Source organism: Lysobacter yananisis (assembly GCF_031199375.1).
GTDB classification, from domain to species: Bacteria; Pseudomonadota; Gammaproteobacteria; order Xanthomonadales; family Xanthomonadaceae; genus Lysobacter; species Lysobacter yananisis.
On sequence record NZ_CP133568.1, the window covers coordinates 2,391,556 to 2,407,867 of the forward strand.

A 16,312-nucleotide genomic window follows, 5' to 3' on the forward strand; every position below is an offset into this window, starting at 1 on the left:
TTACATGCCTCCGAGGCGTTGCAGTGCGCTGCCGACCATGTCGTCGTAGGCATGGACGAGCTTCTGTGCGGATTCGATGCGGCGCATCGCTTCCATGATCTGGACCATGTCGTCGCCGACCGAGACGTTGGCCGCTTCCAGGTATCCCTGCTGCACCGCGCTGGCGAGCGCGCCGCCCTGCGCGCCGGGCAGGCGCTCGCTCATGCGCGCGTCGCTCGGCGCGGCGAAGGCGTTGCCGCCGGCGCGGGCGAGGCGTTCGAGTTGGTCGAACTCGACCAGGCGCACCGCGCTGGCCGGGTTGCCGGCGTCGACCACGGTGCCGTCGCGCTCGAGCTTCCAGTCTTCGCCGGATACGGTCACATCGCCGCCGCCGGCGGCCTGCAGACGCCAGCCCTGCGCGGTGACCAGGCGGCCTTCGCCGTCGCGGTGCAGCGCGGCGGTGCGCGCGTAGACGAAGCCGCGTTCGGTCGCCAGCTGCAGGAAACCCGGGCCGGTCACGCTGAGGTCGTAAGGGTTGCCGGTGTGCTGCAGCTTGCCGGCGGCGAAGTCGGTGGCGCGGCGCACCGCGCGGCTCGCGGCGGGCGCCTGCGCCGCGCCTTCGCGCAGCTCCGCGTCCGGCGCGATCCCGGCGGCGGCGTCCAGCGCCTGCTGCTGCAGCTGCTGCGCCGCTTGCGCGCCGAGCACGCTGTGGAAGGCGAGTTCGCGCTTGAAGCCGGGCGTGGCGACGTTGGCGATATTGTTGGCCGAGACCTCCACGCGCTGGGATTCGCGCGCGATCATCTGGGTGGCCGTCAGCATCAGGTTGTCCATGGCGATCCTCAGGCGGCGACGGGTTTGAAGGAGACGGGCGCGGCGGACGCGGTCGCGTCGGCCGGCGCCGGCGGCAGATCGGCGCCGACGGTGCCGAACGAGGTCAGGCTGATCGAATGCGGGATCTCGCTCATCGACAGCACCGCCAGGCGCGGCGCGACGCGGCGGCTGAACTGGCGCAGCGCGCGGCGGATCTCCGGCCGGCACAGCAGCGCCGGCGACAGGTTCTTGCGCATCATCGCTTCGTTGAGCTTGAGCAGCCGCGCCAGGAAGCTCTCGGCCAGGCGCGGATCGAGCACGAAGCCGTGGCTGGCGTCGCCGGCCTGGGCCAGGCTCTGCAGCATGCGGTTCTCCACCGCCGGATCGAGGGTCAGCACCGACAGCGTCTCGCGCTCGCCCTGCAGCGCGCGGCAGATGCCGTGGCCCAGGCGCCGGCGGATCGCTTCGACCAGCCGCGCCGGGTCTTTCTCGTGGCGGCCGTTGTCGGCCAGCACCTCGACGATCAGGTCGATGTTGCGGATCGACACGTTCTCTTCCAGCAGCCCTTGCAGCACGTGCTGCACGTCGCTGACCGCGAGCACGTTCGGCACCAGTTCCTCGACCAGCCCGGGCTGGCGCGCGCGCACGCCTTCGAGCATGGCCATGGTCTCCGCGCGCGTCAGCAGGCCGGCGATGTTGGCCTTGATCACCTCGATCGCGTGGGTGGTCAGCACTGTCAACGGATCGATCGGGGTGTAGCCGAGCTGGCGCGCCTGCGCGGCCTGTTCGTTGTCGATCCACACCGCCGGCAGGCCGAACGCCGGATCCTTGGTGGCGATGCCGGCGAGCTTGCCGGCCTTGTCCGAGGCGTGGATTGCCAGGGTCTTGTCGGCGTGCACGGTGGCGTCGGCGTAGCGGTCGCCGAACAGATAGATGCGGTAGTCGTCGGCGCCGGGCATCGCTTCCTCGCGGAAGGTCACCGCCGGCACGCTCACGCCCATGTCCTTGGAATAGTGCTTGCGGAACGAGGCGATGCGGTCGGTCAGCACGCTGCGCATCGGCAGCCAGGCCGCGGCCAGGGCCGGGCCGAAGGCGATTTCGATCGGCGCCACCGCGCCGGCCGCGGCGGCATCGGCCGGCGCGTCCTCGGTCTCGGCGGCCGGCTCGCTCCTGGCCGCGCGCTGGATCTTGCGCACCAGCAGCCAGATCGCCAGCGCCACCACCGCCAGGATCGGCAGCGGCCACTTCGGCATGCCCGGCAGCAACAGCAGCCCCATCAGCGCCAGCACCACCATCAGCTGGATCTTGGGGAAGCGCACCATCTGCCGCACCACTTCGGCGCTGAGCTCGTTGTCGGACGACGAGCGGGTGACGATGATGCCGGTGGCGACCGAGATCACCAGCGCCGGCACCTGGGTGACGATGCCGTCGCCGATGGTCAGCAAGGTGAAGGTGCGCAGCGCGTCGTGCCACTGCATGCCCATCTGCGCCACGCCGACCGCCCAGCCGCCGAAGATGTTGATCAGCAGGATCACGATGCCGGCGATGGCGTCGCCCTTGACGAACTTGCTGGCGCCGTCCATCGAACCGTAGAAGCCGGCTTCCTTTTCCAGTTCCTTGCGCCGCCGCTTGGCCTCGTCCTGGTCGATCAGGCCCATGTTGAGGTCGGCGTCGATGCTCATCTGCTGGCCGGGCATGGCGTCGAGCACGAAGCGCGCGGCCACTTCCGACACGCGCTGGGCGCCGGCGGTGACGACCACGTACTGGACCACGATCAGGATGAAGAAGACGATCAAACCGATGACGTAGTTGCCGCGCACCACGAAGTCGCCGATCGAATGGATCACGTTGCCGGCGTCGGCGCCGGACATGATCAGGCGGGTCGCGGCGATGTTCAGCGCCAATCGGAACAGCGTGGCGATCAGCAGCAGCGACGGGAAGGTGGAGAAATCGACCGGCCGGGCGACGTAGAACGTCATCAGCAGGATCGACAGGGCGAACGCGAAGTTGACCAGGATCAGCAGGTCCAGCAGCGCCGGCGGGATCGGGATGAACAGGATCAGCAGGATCCCGAGCACCGCGCCGACCAGCGCAAGGTCGGCGTGGCGGCCGAGCCTGCCGAGCCAGGTCTTGGAAGCGAGCGCGGTCATGCGCACGCCTCCGCGCCGCGGCGCAGGCGCAGGTACAGCTGGGCCACGTCGCGGTACAGCGCGTCGGGCACCTCGCGCTCCAGCGGGATCTTGTGGAACAGCTGCCGCGCCAGCGCGCGCGATTCGATCACCGGCACGCCGTAGACGAAGGCCAGCTTGCGCAGGCGCAGGGCGAACTCGCCGGAACCCTTGGCGACGATGGTGGGGGCAAGCATCTTGGTCGGCTCGTACTTCAGCGCGATGGCGTAATGGGTGGGGTTGGTGACCAGCACGTCGGCGCCGCGCACGTTGCGCATGCTCTGCGCGCGCTGCAGCAGCTCGCGCGCGAGCTGCTTGCGCCGCTGCTTGATGCGCGGATCGCCTTCGCGCTGCTTGTGTTCCTGCTTGATCTCGTGCTTGCTCATGCGCATGCGCCGGGCGAACATGCGCCGCACCAGGATCTGGTCGATCGCGGCGAACACCGCCGCGGCGAACAGGAACCACAGCAGCAGCTTCAGGCCGAGCGAGGACAGCGACACGGCGATGCCGGCGGCGTTGCGGTCGGCGTCGGCCAGGGTGCGGGCGAGCTGCCAGATCAGCAGCAGGCACAGGCCGCTGTAGACCAGCATCTTGAAGCAGGCCTTGGCCGCCTCGATCAGGGTCTGCAGCGAGAACACCCGCTTGAAGCCCTGCATCGGGTTGAGCTTGGACATGTCGGGCTTGATCGCCGCGGGCGCGAACAGCAGCCCGGTCTGGGCCAGGCTGGCGACCAGCGCGCCGAGCGCGACCACGCCGATCAGCGGCGCGATCGCGGCGACGGTTTCCAGCATCAGCCGCTGCAGCCAGTGCAGCAGCGCGCGGCCGCCGCCGTCGAGCGCGGCGGCCTCGGCCAGCGCGCGCGCGTTGAGCGCGCCGAGCCGGGCGAACAGCAGGTCGCCGCGCGCGTACAGATAACCGGCCGCGCAGGCCAGCGCCGCCACCAGGCCCAGTTCCTGGCTCTTGGCGATCATGCCCTTCTTGCGCGCCTGTTCGAGCTTGTACGGCGTCGCCTGCTCGGACTTGTTGAGATCGCTCTCGCTCATGGCGCGCCCGCCGGGCCGAGCGCGGCCATGAAGTCCAGCGCGTGGCGGATCAGCCGCAGCGCCACCGGCGCCAGCAGGCCGGCGGAGAGCGTCAGCATCACCAGGGTGGCGATGGTCTTGACCTGCAGCCCGAGCATCAGCGCGTTCATCTGCGGCAGCGCGCGCGAGAGCAGGGCGATGGTGAGGTCGATCAGGAACAAGGTGACGGTGACCGCGGCGATCGCGCCGAACGCGGTGCTCATCAGCAATCCCAGGTAGCCGATCAGCGCCTGCGGCGTGCCGGCCATGACCGGCAGTCCGATCGGCATGGCGTGGGCGCTGGCGGCCAGCACCCGCACCAGTTCCAGGTGGCCGTTGCTGGCGAAGAAGATCGCCGCCGCGGCCAGCGAGAAGATCGTGCCGAACAGCGGCGACTGCGCGCGCGTGGAGGGGTCGATCACCAGCGCCAGGCCGTAGCCGGCCTGCACGTCGAGCACGCGCCCGGCGAAGGACAGCGCGGCGAACGCCATCTGCAGCGCCACCGCGAACGTCAGGCCGATCAGCAGTTCCGACAGCGCCGACAGCACGAACGCGCCTTCGCTCGCCGGCAGCGCCATCGGCAGCACCGGCGCCAGCAGCGCGGCCAGCGCCAGCACCAGGCACACCCGCACCCGTTGCGGCACGCGCACCAGCGAAAACGGCGGCGACAGCACGAATACCGGTCCGATCCGCAGGGTCAGCAAGGCGATCGCGGCGACATAGGCGTTCATCGCGTCAGCCCAGGTTGGCGATGCTCTTGAACAGCTCGGTGGCGAAACCGGTGAGCCGTCCCAGCATCCAACTGCCGAGCACGACCACGATCACCACCGCCACGCCCAGCTTGGGCACGTAGCTCAGGCTCATCTCCTGCAATTGCGTCACCACCTGCACGATGCTGATCAGCACGCCGACCAGCAGCGTCGCGATCAGGATCGGCGAGGCGATCAGGAAACTGTTCCAGAACAGCTGTTCCATCAGCTGCAGCGCTTGGTCGGCCGACATGGGTCCCCCTGTGGACGGTCGCGGCCGCTCAGTCGCGCGCGCCGTGCGAGGCACGGCGCGCGATCAACTGGGCGATGCTCGGGCCGTCTTCGCCGAGCGGGCGCTGCAGCATCTGCTGGTACAGCGCGGCGCCTTCCTGCTCGCGTCCGCCGCGCGCCAGCAACAGGCTGCGGGCGTAGGTCGCGGACAGGCAGTTCGGGTCCAGGCGCAGGGCGACTTCGGCGCGGTGGCGCGCCTGCTCGTCGTGTCCTTCGAAGGCATCGACCACGGCCAGCGCGCCGGTGGCTTCGGCGAAGCCGCGATCGGTCTGCAGGCTGCGTTCGAAACGCTCGCGCGCCTGCGCCGGCTGGCCGGCCATCAGATAGGCCCAACCGGCCGACAGCCAGGAACCGGCGTGGCTGCGCAGCAAGGTCGCGGCGCGGTCCAGGCGCGGCGCGGCCGCGGCGAAGTCGTGCTCGGCCAGGCAGGCCAGGCCTTCGCCGAGCTGGGCGCGGCCGCTGGCCGGATCGGCTTCCAGCGCCAGCGCGAAACGTTGCCGCGCGGTCGCGGTGTCGTCCTCGTGCAGCGCCAGCAGGCCGAGCACGGTGAGGCCGCCGACCGAGTCGGGCGCGAGCGCGGCGTAGTGCTGGGCGCGCTCGAATTCGTCGGCGTCGAACAGCGCGGTGGCGAGCAGGCCGCGCACTTGTTCGCCGGCCTGCGGATGCTGCGCGTAGCGCTCGCCGAGTTCGACGACGTCATCGAGCCGGCCGAGGTGGTACAGGCACAGCATCTTCAAGCGGATCGCTTCGGCGACCTGTTCCAGCACCGCGTCGTCGAGCCCTTGCAGTGCCTCTTCATAGCGCGCCTGCATCGCCACCGCATAGGCGTGGTTGAAGCGCAGCTGGGGATCGTCGAACTCGGTCAGCAGGCTGGCGAACTGCGTTTCGGCTTCGTCGAAACGGCTGGCCGACATCGCCGACAGGCCGGCGAGATTGCGCAGCGACGGCGTCGGCGCGGCATGCCGCGCATAGCGCGCGATCAGCGCATCGCATTCGTCGAGGTGGCGGGCGTCGAAGGCGGCGGAGGCGGCGTCGGCGAGCAGGCCGAGGTTGTCCGGGTCGGCCTGCAGGTACTGCTGCAGGCGCTGGTGCCGCGCCGTCAAAGCGGCGAAATCGGGAGCTGCGCTCATTGATCCGTGCGTCCTTGTACCGGGTTTCACAAATGTGAATAAAAAGTTAAAGCGCAACGCTTTGACGCTATCGTAACTTTTCGGATCGAGTAAATGTGATCCCAATCGTGATTCATACTCGGTCTTTGTCCTGATTGTTTTCTATTTAGGATCAATGGCTTGACGATTGGAGAACAAATTTGTGACGAAATTCCGTTTATCTGGCATTAAATTTTGTGACGCCAGACGAACGGATGCGCTGTGCTTCGGCCCTGCCGTCTGTCCCCGTTACCGTCGCCGCGGCTGCGGGGCGGCCCAGCGCAACAGAGCCGGCTCGGCGCCGGCCGGTTGCAAGCCGCGCTTCAGCCGCTTCAGGCAATGCGCTCGCGATCCGGGGCGAGCGCCTTGCCGATGCGCCGAGGCCGTGCGCGGCGCATCGATGCCGATCGCCGCGCGCGCCGCCGGTTCGTGAGCGCTCATGCAGGCGCTCGTTCGCCGCGCATCGTTGTCCGCTGCGCAGGCCTTCGCACGTTCGCGCGCCGGCCGGCGCAATCGCAGACTCCCATCGTCGCGTCGCAGAGAACGAAACTGATCGCCAGCCCAACGCCGATCCGCCGCCGCGGTCGGCGTCGGCATAATCCGGGCCGCCGTCGCAGGCAGTGCATCGGCGCTCGGCTAGGCTGGACGCATCGTCCTCGCACGTCGCCGACGCAGGCCCGCCATGAGCACCCCATCCGTTTCCGCCGCACAAGCCGACCGCGCGATCCAGGCCATCCGCGAGGCGACGTTCTTCGCGCTCAGCGAAGGCGACCGCTACACCGCGCTGGGCCGCAAGGCGGTGGCGAATTCGTTCTACAACCTGCTGCCGATGCTGGCGGAGATCCGCAAGGCCATCGTCGAGGACGGCGCGCCGGCGCAGGCCAACGACGACGCGCCCGACGACGCGCCGGTGGGTTGAGAAGACCGGTCGAGCGCTCTCGTATCGATACGATTCGCCTCGCATGGAGGCGCTCGTCGCAGCGCGCTCTGCCGCGGCGCGCCTGATCGAAACTCGCCGGCGGCCATGCGCCGATTTCAGGCTGCAATCTGCCCGGCCATGACAGGCTGCCGCTGCGCACGCAGGCCGATCGAACCCGCACCCGCCAAAAGACAGGGTGACCTCCGCCCCGCGGTTCGCGTCGGCAGGCCGCGCTAGGCTGCGCCGACCGCAACGATGGAGGCGTGGCGATGTTGGGTATTGCAGGCAAGGCGGCGTTGGCCGCGACTTTGATGTGTGCGGCCGCGGCCGCGGCAGCGCCGCAACCGGTTTGGGCGGCAGCGCCCGCCAAGCCGGCCGGCGCCGATGGCGCTTCCGCGCCGGCCGAGGCAGCGCTGCCGCAGGGCGCGGCGCTGGACGAACTGGTCGCCGGACTGGATGCGCAGCTGTTCGACTCGTTCAACCGCTGCACCGATCCGGCCCAACTCGCGCGCCATGGCGCGCTGTTCGACGAGAAGGTCGAGTTCTATCACGACCTTGGCGGCGTCACTTGGACCCGCGAGGCGATGGTCGACAGCGTGCGCCGCAACGTCTGCGGCAAGTTCCGCCGCGAGCTGGTCGCCGGCAGCCTGCGCGCGTATCCGATTCCCGGATTCGGAGTGATGGAAATCGGCGAGCATCGCTTCTGCAAACCCGACGGCGGCGCCTGCCACGGGCGCGGCGAGTTCGTCATGGTCTGGCGCCGCGACGGCGAGCGCTGGCGGGTGACGCGGGCGTTGAGCTACGCGCATCGGGCGGTTGGGGAGCAGGAGTGAGCGCAGAGGAGTGAGGAGTGAGAGAAAAGCGGCCTTCTCGCTCCTGATTCCGGCGCGCTTACAGGAGTGAGAACAGCGGCTTTTCTCTCACTCCTCACTCCTCTGCGCTCACTCCTCGCGCGCGCCGAGCGCGCGCTCATGCGTAACCGGCCGCGCGGGCGATGCGCCACAGGCCGCGGCAGAAGGCGGTGTCGCCTTCGACGATGTAGTGCGCCTGGCCGTAGCGGCGCAGCGCTTGTGCGTAGATCGCCGCCGGGCGGGCGTCGCCGACGATGGCGATTTCGCCCTCGCCGGGGTCGGCGGCCTGGGCGGCCAGGCATTCGTAGCCGATCAGCAAGCCCGACAGGAACGCCGGCAGTTCCTCGGCCGGCGCGGCGTCGCGCACGTGGCGGGCGCGCACGCCGAACAGCTGGTGCAGCCAGTCCGGCTGCGCGCGCGCCGTGTCCAGGCCGAGCGCGAAGCCGCGTCCGGACCAGGCCTGCGCCGGCAGGCCGCGGCCGAGCAGGCTTTGCTCAAGCAGCAGCGAATAGAGCTCGCCGGTCGGGTAGCTGGAGAATCCGACCACGGCTCCGGCGCGCAGGCGCAGCCATTTGCTGTGCGCGCCCGGCGCGACCGCGCGCGCGGTGCCCGGCGGTACGCCCATCGCCTGGGTTTCTTCGCCGCGCATCACGTCGGCGAATCCGGCGGCGGCCGCGTCGATGCCGAAACCGGCGACCGCGGGGCCGCACACGCCGGGCACGATCGCCGCGTGGCGGCCGCGGAACCGCAGCGGCTGCAGCATCGCCGCGATCGCATCGGCATCGGCCGGCAACGCTGCGTACGGCGCCTCCTGCCAGCCCTGGCGCGCGCCGACCATGCCGGCCAGCAGGATCGGCGCGCGTCCGTCGTCCAGTTCCGCGCCGAGCAGTTCGTCCAGGGCGGCGGAGAATTCGTCGGCGTTGGCCAGCGCGGCCATGCCGCGCGCGCTGTCGCGGGTGGCGAGCACGCCGCCGTGGCTGTCGAAGGCGTGGGCGCGGACCCGCGTCGGTCCCCAGTCGACGCCGATCAGGGCGATTTGCGGGCCCGGCGGCGTGCGCGCGGCGGCCGCGCGACGGCCGAGGCCGGGCGCGAACGCGGCGTCGTCGGCGCGCCCGCGCAAGGCCAGCGTCGGTGCGGCTTGCGCGCCGTCCGGATCGACGCCGTGCGCGAGCGCGCGGTCGAGGCATGCGTTGCCGAGATCCGCGCCGGCGCGCGGCGCGGCCCCGACGGCGCGGGTGGAAGCCGCGGCGGTCGCCGGCGCGAACGGATGCGGATTCATGCGCGCACCGTCCCCGGCGCCGGCGCCGACGGCGCGCGTTCGAGTCCGACCGCGGCGCGGCGCGCTTTCTCCAGCACCGCCGGCTGCTGGCGCAGCGCCACGGCGATGGCGAGCATGTCGGCCAGCGCCAACTGCATCAGTTGGGCCACGCCGGGCGAGTACGGCGTGGCCGCGCTCGACGGCGGCAGCAGCAGCGGCACGTCGGCGTCGCGGCTCAGCGGCGTGCCGGCGGCGGTCAGCGCGATCGTCCGCGCGCCCTGGCGCCGGGCGATGCGCGCGCAGTCGGCGATTTCCGCGCTGCATCCGGACAGCGAGATCGCCAGCAGCGCGTCCTGCGCGCCGAGCAGGCCCGCGGCCAGCCGTTGCGATTCGCCGTCGCTGTGCGCGCTGGCGGCGATGTCCAGGCGCTGCAGGCGCAGGCACGCCTCTTGCGCGACCGCCGCGCAGCCCGGGCCGACGCCGATGCAGCACACCCGGCGCGCGCCGGCGATCAGCGCCGCGGCCTCGTCGAGCGCGGCCGGATCGGTGCGTTCGCGCATCTCGTCGAGCGCCGCGGCGATGCTGTCGCAGACCTTGTGCACCAGCAGCGCCGCGCCATCGCGCTTGTCGATGGTGACCGCCTGGTACGGCACGCCGGCGGCCAGGCTGTGGCTGAGCCGGCGCTTGAACTGGCGCAGGCTGCCGCAACCGACCGCGCGGCTGAAGCGGGTCACGCTCGGCTCGGACACGCCGGCGCGCGCGGCCAGTTCGCGGATGCTGGCGCCGGCGGCGAAATCCAGTTCCGCCAGGACCACGGCGGCGACCTTGCGTTCGGCCGGGCGCAGCGCGTGCAGCGCGCCGCGGATCGCCGGGATCAGGTTGTCGGACACGGGGCTGCGCTCCTCATTGGCGGGGCGGTCAGAAGAAGGTGTTGATCGCGCCGACGACGCGGTAGCTGTCGTCGCTGAGCAGCATCAACGGCCATTTGTCGAAGGTGGTGCACGGGTGCGAGATGCCGACGGCGACCAGGTCGCCGACCTGCAGCGGATGCTCGGGCGGCAGTTCCAGATACGCGTGTTGGTCGTTCATGCGCGCGATGCGCGCCTCGCGCAGCGGCCACGGCGCGGGTTCGCCGGGACGGTGCCATTGCAGCGGGCGCGGCAGTTCGACGTCGTAGGACGCGTCGCGCTTGCCCAGGGTCAGCAAGGCCAGCCCGGGCTCGGGCCGCGACTGCACCATCGCCCACAGTTCCAGCGCCGGTTGCAGGCCGTGGCGGAACTCGGCGCCGTGGCGGGTGCGCATTTCCTGTTGCAGACCGTGATAAAGGCCGTGGTCGGAGGTGAGATAGCAGCCCGAGCGCAGCACCCGGCGCAGCGGCCGCGACAGGCCGTCGAGGCCGGCGAAGGCGTCGGAGACCAGATCGAAATAGGCCGAGCCGCCGGCGCTGATCAGGATCTCCTCGCCGTCGAACAGGCCGGCGCGGTCGCAGCGGCGGGTGGCGTCGAGCATCTGCGCGAGCAGGTCCTGCACGCATTGCAGGTCGGCGGCGCGGTCGGCGCCGGTCCACAGGCCTTCGTAGCCTTCGATGCCGGCCAGGCGCAGGTGCGAGGCGGCGGCGACTTCGCCGGCCAGCGCCAGCGCGGCGTCGACGCCGCGCGCGCCGGTGCGGCCGCCGGACAGGCCCAGTTCGACCAACACCGGCAGCCGCCGCTGCGGCGCGTGCCGGCGCACGACCTCGTTCAAGCGCGTCGCGCCGGCGCTGGAATCGACCAACACCCAGGCCTCGAAGCCTTCGTCTTCGCGCAGCAGCGCCGCCAGGCTCTCGATGTCGGCGTAGGCCACCGGTTGGTTCGCCAGCAGCACCCGCCGAACCCCGAAACGATGCGCCACGCGCAGTTGCGGAACCGTAGCCAGGGTGATCGCCCAGGCGCCGGCGTCGAGCTGGGCCTGGAACAGCTGCGGGCTCATCGTGGTCTTGCCGTGCGGCGCCAGCAGCGCGCCGGCGCGTTCGGCGAATTCGCGCATCCAGCGCAGGTTGTGGTCCAGCGTCGATTGCCGCAGCACCGCGACCGGATACGACAGGCGGCCGTCGAGCACGCAATAGCCTTGCGCGGCGATCCGGTCCTGCGCCAGCGGCGCTTGCAGCGGCAGGCCTTTGACGCCCGGCAACAGGGTCTGGCTCTGCAACGCGCGCAATGCTTCGTTCATGGTCGTCTCCGGAGCGCCGGCGGTCGGGTGGGTTGGCCGGCGCTGCGCAGGCGCGACGGCCGCGCCGAAACGCATCATCGGCGACGCGCGGCCGCGGGTCTGTGCGCCTGCGCCCGCGCCTGGACGCGGCCGATGCGCGCGCCGCGAACATCGCCGCGGGCCGCGACGCGCTCATGCGACGCCCGCCGATGGATGCGCGGCGCCGGCCGACCCGGCGCGCAGCGCCGCGCCGAGCGCGTGCAACTGGTGCGGCCGCAGCCGGCCGTAGTGATAGAACGCGACATCGCCGATGCCGGCCGTCTGCAGCGCGGCCAGCGCCGCGGCGAGCGCGGCGCCGTCGCCGAGCTCCGGTGGGCCGGGGCGCAGGATCGCGCGCACCCGCGCCGGATCGTCGACGCGCTGGACCGCGTCGAAGGCGTCGGCGGCCACGCGCGCGGCGTCGGCATGGTCGAGCCGCACTTCCACGCCGTCGCAAGCGCGCGCCAGCGCGGCGAGCGGACTGCCTTCGAGCCAGGCGTTCGCGCTCGGCCGCCGGGTGGTCGCGATCGCCCAGACGTCGCGGTCGCGCGGCAGGCGCGCGCGGATCGCAGCGACGGCCTCGGCGACGCGTTCGTGCCGCAACCTCAGATACGTCGCCAACTGCGGCATCTCCAGCAGGTCGGCCAGCAGCCACGCCGCCGCCTGGTCCGCCGCGGCGTCGACCGGCGCGGCCAGGTAGGCGTCGACGCGCGCGCGCACCCGCGCCGCCAGCGCGTCGGCGTCGACATCGGCCGCGCCGGCGCGCTGCCGGCAGTGGCTGCAGAAGCACAGGCTCAGCAGCGCCTCCAGCCACAGGTTGCCGCGCGCCTGGGCGAACTCGCGCGCGTGGCCGTGCGCATAGGACAGCCAGTTCGGCGCTTCCAGCACCAGCCCGCGCAGCGGCAGGCGCGCGCAGTCGGCGCTCAGCGCCAGCGCGTATTCCAATGCCGCCGGCGACGACGGACACAGGTGGTGGGCGTAAGCGTCGCCCCAGGCGTTGCGCACCACGTGCAGCGGATGCTGAGCGGCGAGGCGGGCGTTGTGCAGCAGCGGCAGCTTCGCGCGCAGCTGCAGGCGTCCGTCGGCGGCGAGATCCTCGACCGCGTGGCGCAGCGCCGGGTCGCTGTGGGCGACCGGCGCGATCTCGCCGTAGCCGCGCGGATCGGGTTCGAAGCACACCGTGCCTTCTTCGGCGAACACCACGCGGCTGCCGCGATGCTGCGCGGCGACGAACTTGCTTGCGCGGCCGCCGAGCGCCACGGTCGCCGCGGTCAGGCCCAGCCCGAGCGCCTGCGCGGCGAACTCGCGCGCGCCCTGCGACGCCACGTCCCAGGGGTAGACGTAGAGCGAACGCAGCGCGGGCGGACGGCCGAGCAACATCTTTCGATTCCTTGTGGTTTTCAAGCGATAACTTTCGATATTGCCGAGGGCTTTCGAGCGCATCCTAATGAATTCGATACTTATGCCACATTGTGCGGCGCAAAATGCATCCCGGATACTCGTAATATATTTTATCGAAAGAAATTAGAAAGATTTTCCGGGCGAAATATTTCGATTTTGCCCGCGCCCGCGCGCAACGCACGATCCTTCTTTCCACCGCACCGCATCCATCGAGGCACCCGCATGAACCGACGCGACTTCATCGCCAGCTCCGCGACCGCCGGCACCCTGCTCGCCGCCAACGCGTTCGCCCCGGCGCTCGCGCGCAAGCGCTCCACGCTGCGCCTGGGCATGATCGGCACCGGCATGCGCGGCCAGGTCCTGCTCAAGGAGCTGGTGCGCCGCGACGATGTCGAGGTCGTCGCGCTGTGCGACATCGAGCCGATCATGCTCGGCCGCGCGCTGGCGATGATCGACAAGGCCGGCAAGCCCAAGCCGGCGACGTACGGCGACGGCGGCGACGTCGAGGCGTACCGCAAGATGCTCGCCAAGGGCGGGCTCGACGGCGTGATCGTCGCCACGCCCTGGGAGTACCACGCGCCGATGGCGATCGCGGCGATGCAGGCCGGCATCGCGGTCGGTTGCGAGGTGGTCGCCGGCATCACCCTGGACGATCACTGGCAGGTGCTGCGCACCCAGCTCAAGACCGGCACGCCGTACATGCTGCTGGAGAACGTGTGCTATCGCCGCGACGTGCTGGCCGTGCTCAACATGGTGCGCCAGGGCCTGTTCGGCGAACTGGTGCACCTGCAGGGCGGCTACCAGCACGACCTGCGCGCGGTGAAGTTCAACAACGGCAATCCAGACCAGCCTTACGGCAGCGGCGTGGAGTTCGGGCCGAAGGGATGGTCGGAGGCGCGCTGGCGCACCGAGCATTCGGTCGAGCGCGACGGCGACCTGTACCCGAGCCACGGCATCGGCCCCTGCGCGATGGCGGCGAACATCCATCGCGGCAACCGCTTCACCTATCTGAGCGCGATGTCGAGCAAGCCGCGCGGGCTGCACGACTACATCGTCAAGAAGGCCGGCGCGGACCATCCGAACGCGAAGGTCAAGTTCAAGCTCGGCGACCTGGTGACCACCCAGATCGCCTGCGCCAACGGCGAGACCATCGTGCTGCAGCACGACACCTCGCTGCCGCGCCCGTACTCGCTGGGCTTCCGCGTGCAGGGCACCGACGGGCTGTGGATGGACGTCAACGATTCGATCCACATCGAAGGCAAGAGCAAGCCGCACGAGTGGGACAAGGCCGAGGTGTGGCTGGACAAGTACGACCATCCGTTGTGGAAGCGCCACGGCGCGACCGCCGCCGGCGCCGGCCACGGCGGCATGGACTGGTTCGTGATCAACGCCTTCGTCGAGGCGCTCAAGGCCGGCGCGCCGATGCCGATCGACATCTTCGATGCGGTCGCTTGGAGCGCGATCACGCCGCTGTCGGAGCAGTCCATCGCCGAGCACCGCACGCTGGAGTTCCCGGACTTCACCGACGGCAAGTGGAAGGACCGCAAGCCGATCTTCGGCTTCGACGAGCTTTACTGAAGCCCGCGCGCGCCGCCGTCCGCGCGACGGCGGCGCGTCAGCGCGCCGGCCCCCACTGGCCGCCGCGATGCAATGCGCGGTAATCGCGCGGCGCCATTCCAACCATCGCCTTGAACTGGCGCGCGAACGCGCTCTGGTCGGTGAAGCCGCAGGCCAGCCCGACCTCGGCGATGCTCGCGTCGCCGCACAGCTCGCGCATCGCCGCTTCGATCCGCAGCCGGGTCAGGCTCTGCTGCGGCGTGAGCTGGAACACGCGCTGGAAATGCCGCTCCAGCTGCGCCACCGACAGATCGGCGAGCCGCGCCAGCGCGGCGATGCGCAGCGGCCCGGCGTAGTGCGCCTGCATATGTTCCAACACCCGCCGCAGCCGCTCATAGGTGGGATCGCGCCCGTCCGGCGCGCCGAGATCGCGCGACAGCCCGACCAGGCCGCGGCCGCCGTCGGGCAGCGCCAGCGGGCGCTTGCCGGTGAGGCACCAACCCGGGCGGCGGTTCGGATACAGATGCACTTCCAACTGGTTCTCGATCGTGCCGCCGTCGAGCACGCGCCGGTCCTGCTGGGCGTAGCGCGCGGCCAACCGCGCCGGAAACACTTCGGCGACGTCGCGGCCGATCACCTCCTCGCGCCGCTTCAGTCCCAGCCGTCGCACCAAGGTCAGGTTGGCGTGGGTGTAACGGCCGGCCTCGTCCTTGACGAAGAACACCACGTCGGCGAGCGCGTCGCACAAGGTCTGCATCAGTTCGGCGTCGATCCGCACCGGATCGGGCTGGAGCGCGGGCAGGGCAGTGGCCATGGCGGCAGCGGCGGGCAGGCAGTGGAGACCCCGCCGATTATGCCCGCAGCCGCGTCGGCCATTGTGCCGAATTCCGCATCGGCGACCGGCAAGCCCGTCTAGACCTCCAGGCGCCCGCGACGCGAGCATGAGCGGATGCACAGCCTCGACATCATCGACTCGCACACCGGCGGCGAACCCACCCGCGTGGTGGTCGCCGGCTTCCCCGACCTCGGCGGCGGCAGCCTGGCCGAACAGCGCCGCCGCTTCGGCGAGCGATACGACGGCTGGCGCAGCGCGATCGCCTGCGAGCCGCGCGGTTCCGACACCGTGGTCGGCGCGCTGCTGCTGCCGCCGCAGTCGCCCGGCGCCTGCGCCGGCACGATCTTCTTCAACAACGTCGGCACCCTGGGCATGTGCGGCCACGGCACCATCGGCCTGGTGCGCACGCTGCAGTTCCTCGGCCGCATCGAGCCGGGCGAGCACCGCATCGACACCCCGGTCGGCACGGTCGGCGCGCGCCTGCACGACGACGGACGGGTGTCGGTCGACAACGTCGAAAGCTGGCGCCACGCCGCGCAGGTGAGGCTCGACGTGCCCGGCTACGGCGCGGTGTGCGGCGACGTGGCCTGGGGCGGCAACTGGTTCTTCATCGTCAAGGTCGCGCGGGTGATCGCGCTGACCCACGTGCGCGAGCTGAGCGCGTTCGCCGAGGCGATCCGCACCGCGCTGGAGGCGGCCGGCGTGCGCGGCGCGGACGGCGCGCAGATCGACCACATCGAACTGGAAACCGCTTCGACCACGCCCGGCATCGACGGCCGCAACTTCGTGCTGTGCCCGGGCCTGGCCTACGACCGCTCACCGTGCGGCACCGGAACCAGCGCCAAGCTCGCCTGCCTGGCCGCCGACGGCAAGCTCGCGCCGGGCGCGCTGTGGCGCCAGGAGAGCGTGCTCGGCAGCGTGTTCGAAGGCTCGTACCGCAGCGGCGAGCGCGGCGTGCATCCGACCATCACCGGCAGCGCCCACATCACCGCGCGCGCGCAGCTGCTGATCGACGAAACCGATCCCTTCGCCTGGGGCATCGGCGCGCGCTGAGCGCGC

The 16,312-nt window shown here is 71.0% G+C and carries 15 protein-coding genes; 4 read left to right on the forward strand and 11 right to left on the reverse strand.

Annotated elements, in window-relative coordinates:
- Genes RDV84_RS10070 through RDV84_RS10095 form a run of 6 tightly spaced genes read right to left on the reverse strand, consistent with a single transcriptional unit; the run spans nt 1 to nt 6,188 of the window.
- Entirely contained in the window at nt 1-810 is an 810-nt protein-coding gene (locus tag RDV84_RS10070) for a flagellar hook-basal body protein (RefSeq protein ID WP_309153313.1), read from the reverse strand.
- A gap of 8 nt (nt 811-818) precedes the next feature.
- Complete coding sequence (locus tag RDV84_RS10075) at nt 819-2,939, reverse strand: flagellar biosynthesis protein FlhA (protein WP_309153314.1); 2,121 nt, start codon at nt 2,937-2,939, stop codon at nt 819-821.
- The gene (locus RDV84_RS10080) at nt 2,936-4,000 is read right to left on the reverse strand and encodes an EscU/YscU/HrcU family type III secretion system export apparatus switch protein (RefSeq protein WP_309153315.1); all 1,065 of its coding nucleotides are present in this window, start codon (nt 3,998-4,000) and stop codon (nt 2,936-2,938) included. The genes RDV84_RS10075 and RDV84_RS10080 overlap by 4 nt, the downstream gene beginning before the upstream one ends.
- Nucleotides 3,997-4,749, reverse strand: a complete 753-nt coding sequence (locus RDV84_RS10085; protein WP_309153316.1) for a flagellar biosynthetic protein FliR — start codon at nt 4,747-4,749, stop codon at nt 3,997-3,999. The genes RDV84_RS10080 and RDV84_RS10085 overlap by 4 nt, the downstream gene beginning before the upstream one ends.
- Before the next feature lie 4 nt (nt 4,750-4,753).
- The gene (locus tag RDV84_RS10090) at nt 4,754-5,020 is read right to left on the reverse strand and encodes a flagellar biosynthetic protein FliQ (protein ID WP_057949191.1); all 267 of its coding nucleotides are present in this window, start codon (nt 5,018-5,020) and stop codon (nt 4,754-4,756) included.
- A gap of 28 nt (nt 5,021-5,048) precedes the next feature.
- Nucleotides 5,049-6,188 carry a tetratricopeptide repeat protein gene (locus tag RDV84_RS10095; protein WP_309153317.1) on the reverse strand — a complete coding sequence of 380 codons (1,140 nt, stop codon included), beginning with the start codon at nt 6,186-6,188 and terminating at the stop codon, nt 5,049-5,051.
- Between the two features lie 700 nt (nt 6,189-6,888).
- Between RDV84_RS10095 and RDV84_RS10100 the strand changes: the two genes are divergently transcribed.
- Both RDV84_RS10100 and RDV84_RS10105 read left to right on the forward strand, forming a co-directional pair.
- Nucleotides 6,889-7,125, forward strand: coding sequence for a hypothetical protein (locus RDV84_RS10100; protein ID WP_309153318.1), 237 nt, complete (start codon nt 6,889-6,891; stop codon nt 7,123-7,125).
- A gap of 269 nt (nt 7,126-7,394) precedes the next feature.
- Nucleotides 7,395-7,958: a nuclear transport factor 2 family protein gene (locus RDV84_RS10105; RefSeq protein WP_309153320.1), complete on the forward strand. Its 564-nt coding sequence runs from the start codon at nt 7,395-7,397 to the stop codon at nt 7,956-7,958.
- Between the two features lie 136 nt (nt 7,959-8,094).
- On the opposite strand, the gene RDV84_RS10110 is transcribed toward RDV84_RS10105, so the two are convergent.
- The 4 genes from RDV84_RS10110 to RDV84_RS10125 form a co-directional block, all read right to left on the reverse strand.
- A complete protein-coding gene (locus RDV84_RS10110; RefSeq protein ID WP_309153321.1) occupies nt 8,095-9,255 on the reverse strand; it encodes a 2-dehydro-3-deoxygalactonokinase in 1,161 nt (386 codons plus the stop codon).
- Nucleotides 9,252-10,124, reverse strand: coding sequence for a MurR/RpiR family transcriptional regulator (locus RDV84_RS10115; RefSeq protein WP_057949186.1), 873 nt, complete (start codon nt 10,122-10,124; stop codon nt 9,252-9,254). The genes RDV84_RS10110 and RDV84_RS10115 overlap by 4 nt, the downstream gene beginning before the upstream one ends.
- A gap of 28 nt (nt 10,125-10,152) precedes the next feature.
- Entirely contained in the window at nt 10,153-11,442 is a 1,290-nt protein-coding gene (locus RDV84_RS10120) for an amino acid deaminase (protein WP_309153322.1), read from the reverse strand.
- Nucleotides 11,443-11,613: 171 nt separating this feature from the next.
- On the reverse strand, nt 11,614-12,840 hold the full coding sequence (locus tag RDV84_RS10125) for a hypothetical protein (protein ID WP_309153324.1): 1,227 nt from the start codon (nt 12,838-12,840) through the stop codon (nt 11,614-11,616).
- A gap of 243 nt (nt 12,841-13,083) precedes the next feature.
- On the opposite strand from RDV84_RS10125, the gene RDV84_RS10130 reads away from it, so the two are divergent.
- On the forward strand, nt 13,084-14,439 hold the full coding sequence (locus RDV84_RS10130) for a Gfo/Idh/MocA family protein (RefSeq protein WP_309153325.1): 1,356 nt from the start codon (nt 13,084-13,086) through the stop codon (nt 14,437-14,439).
- Nucleotides 14,440-14,476: 37 nt separating this feature from the next.
- On the opposite strand, the gene RDV84_RS10135 is transcribed toward RDV84_RS10130, so the two are convergent.
- Nucleotides 14,477-15,232: an AraC family transcriptional regulator gene (locus tag RDV84_RS10135; RefSeq protein ID WP_057949182.1), complete on the reverse strand. Its 756-nt coding sequence runs from the start codon at nt 15,230-15,232 to the stop codon at nt 14,477-14,479.
- Between the two features lie 135 nt (nt 15,233-15,367).
- On the opposite strand from RDV84_RS10135, the gene RDV84_RS10140 reads away from it, so the two are divergent.
- Nucleotides 15,368-16,306 carry a 4-hydroxyproline epimerase gene (locus tag RDV84_RS10140; RefSeq protein ID WP_057949181.1) on the forward strand — a complete coding sequence of 313 codons (939 nt, stop codon included), beginning with the start codon at nt 15,368-15,370 and terminating at the stop codon, nt 16,304-16,306.
- Nucleotides 16,307-16,312 lie beyond the last annotated feature (6 nt).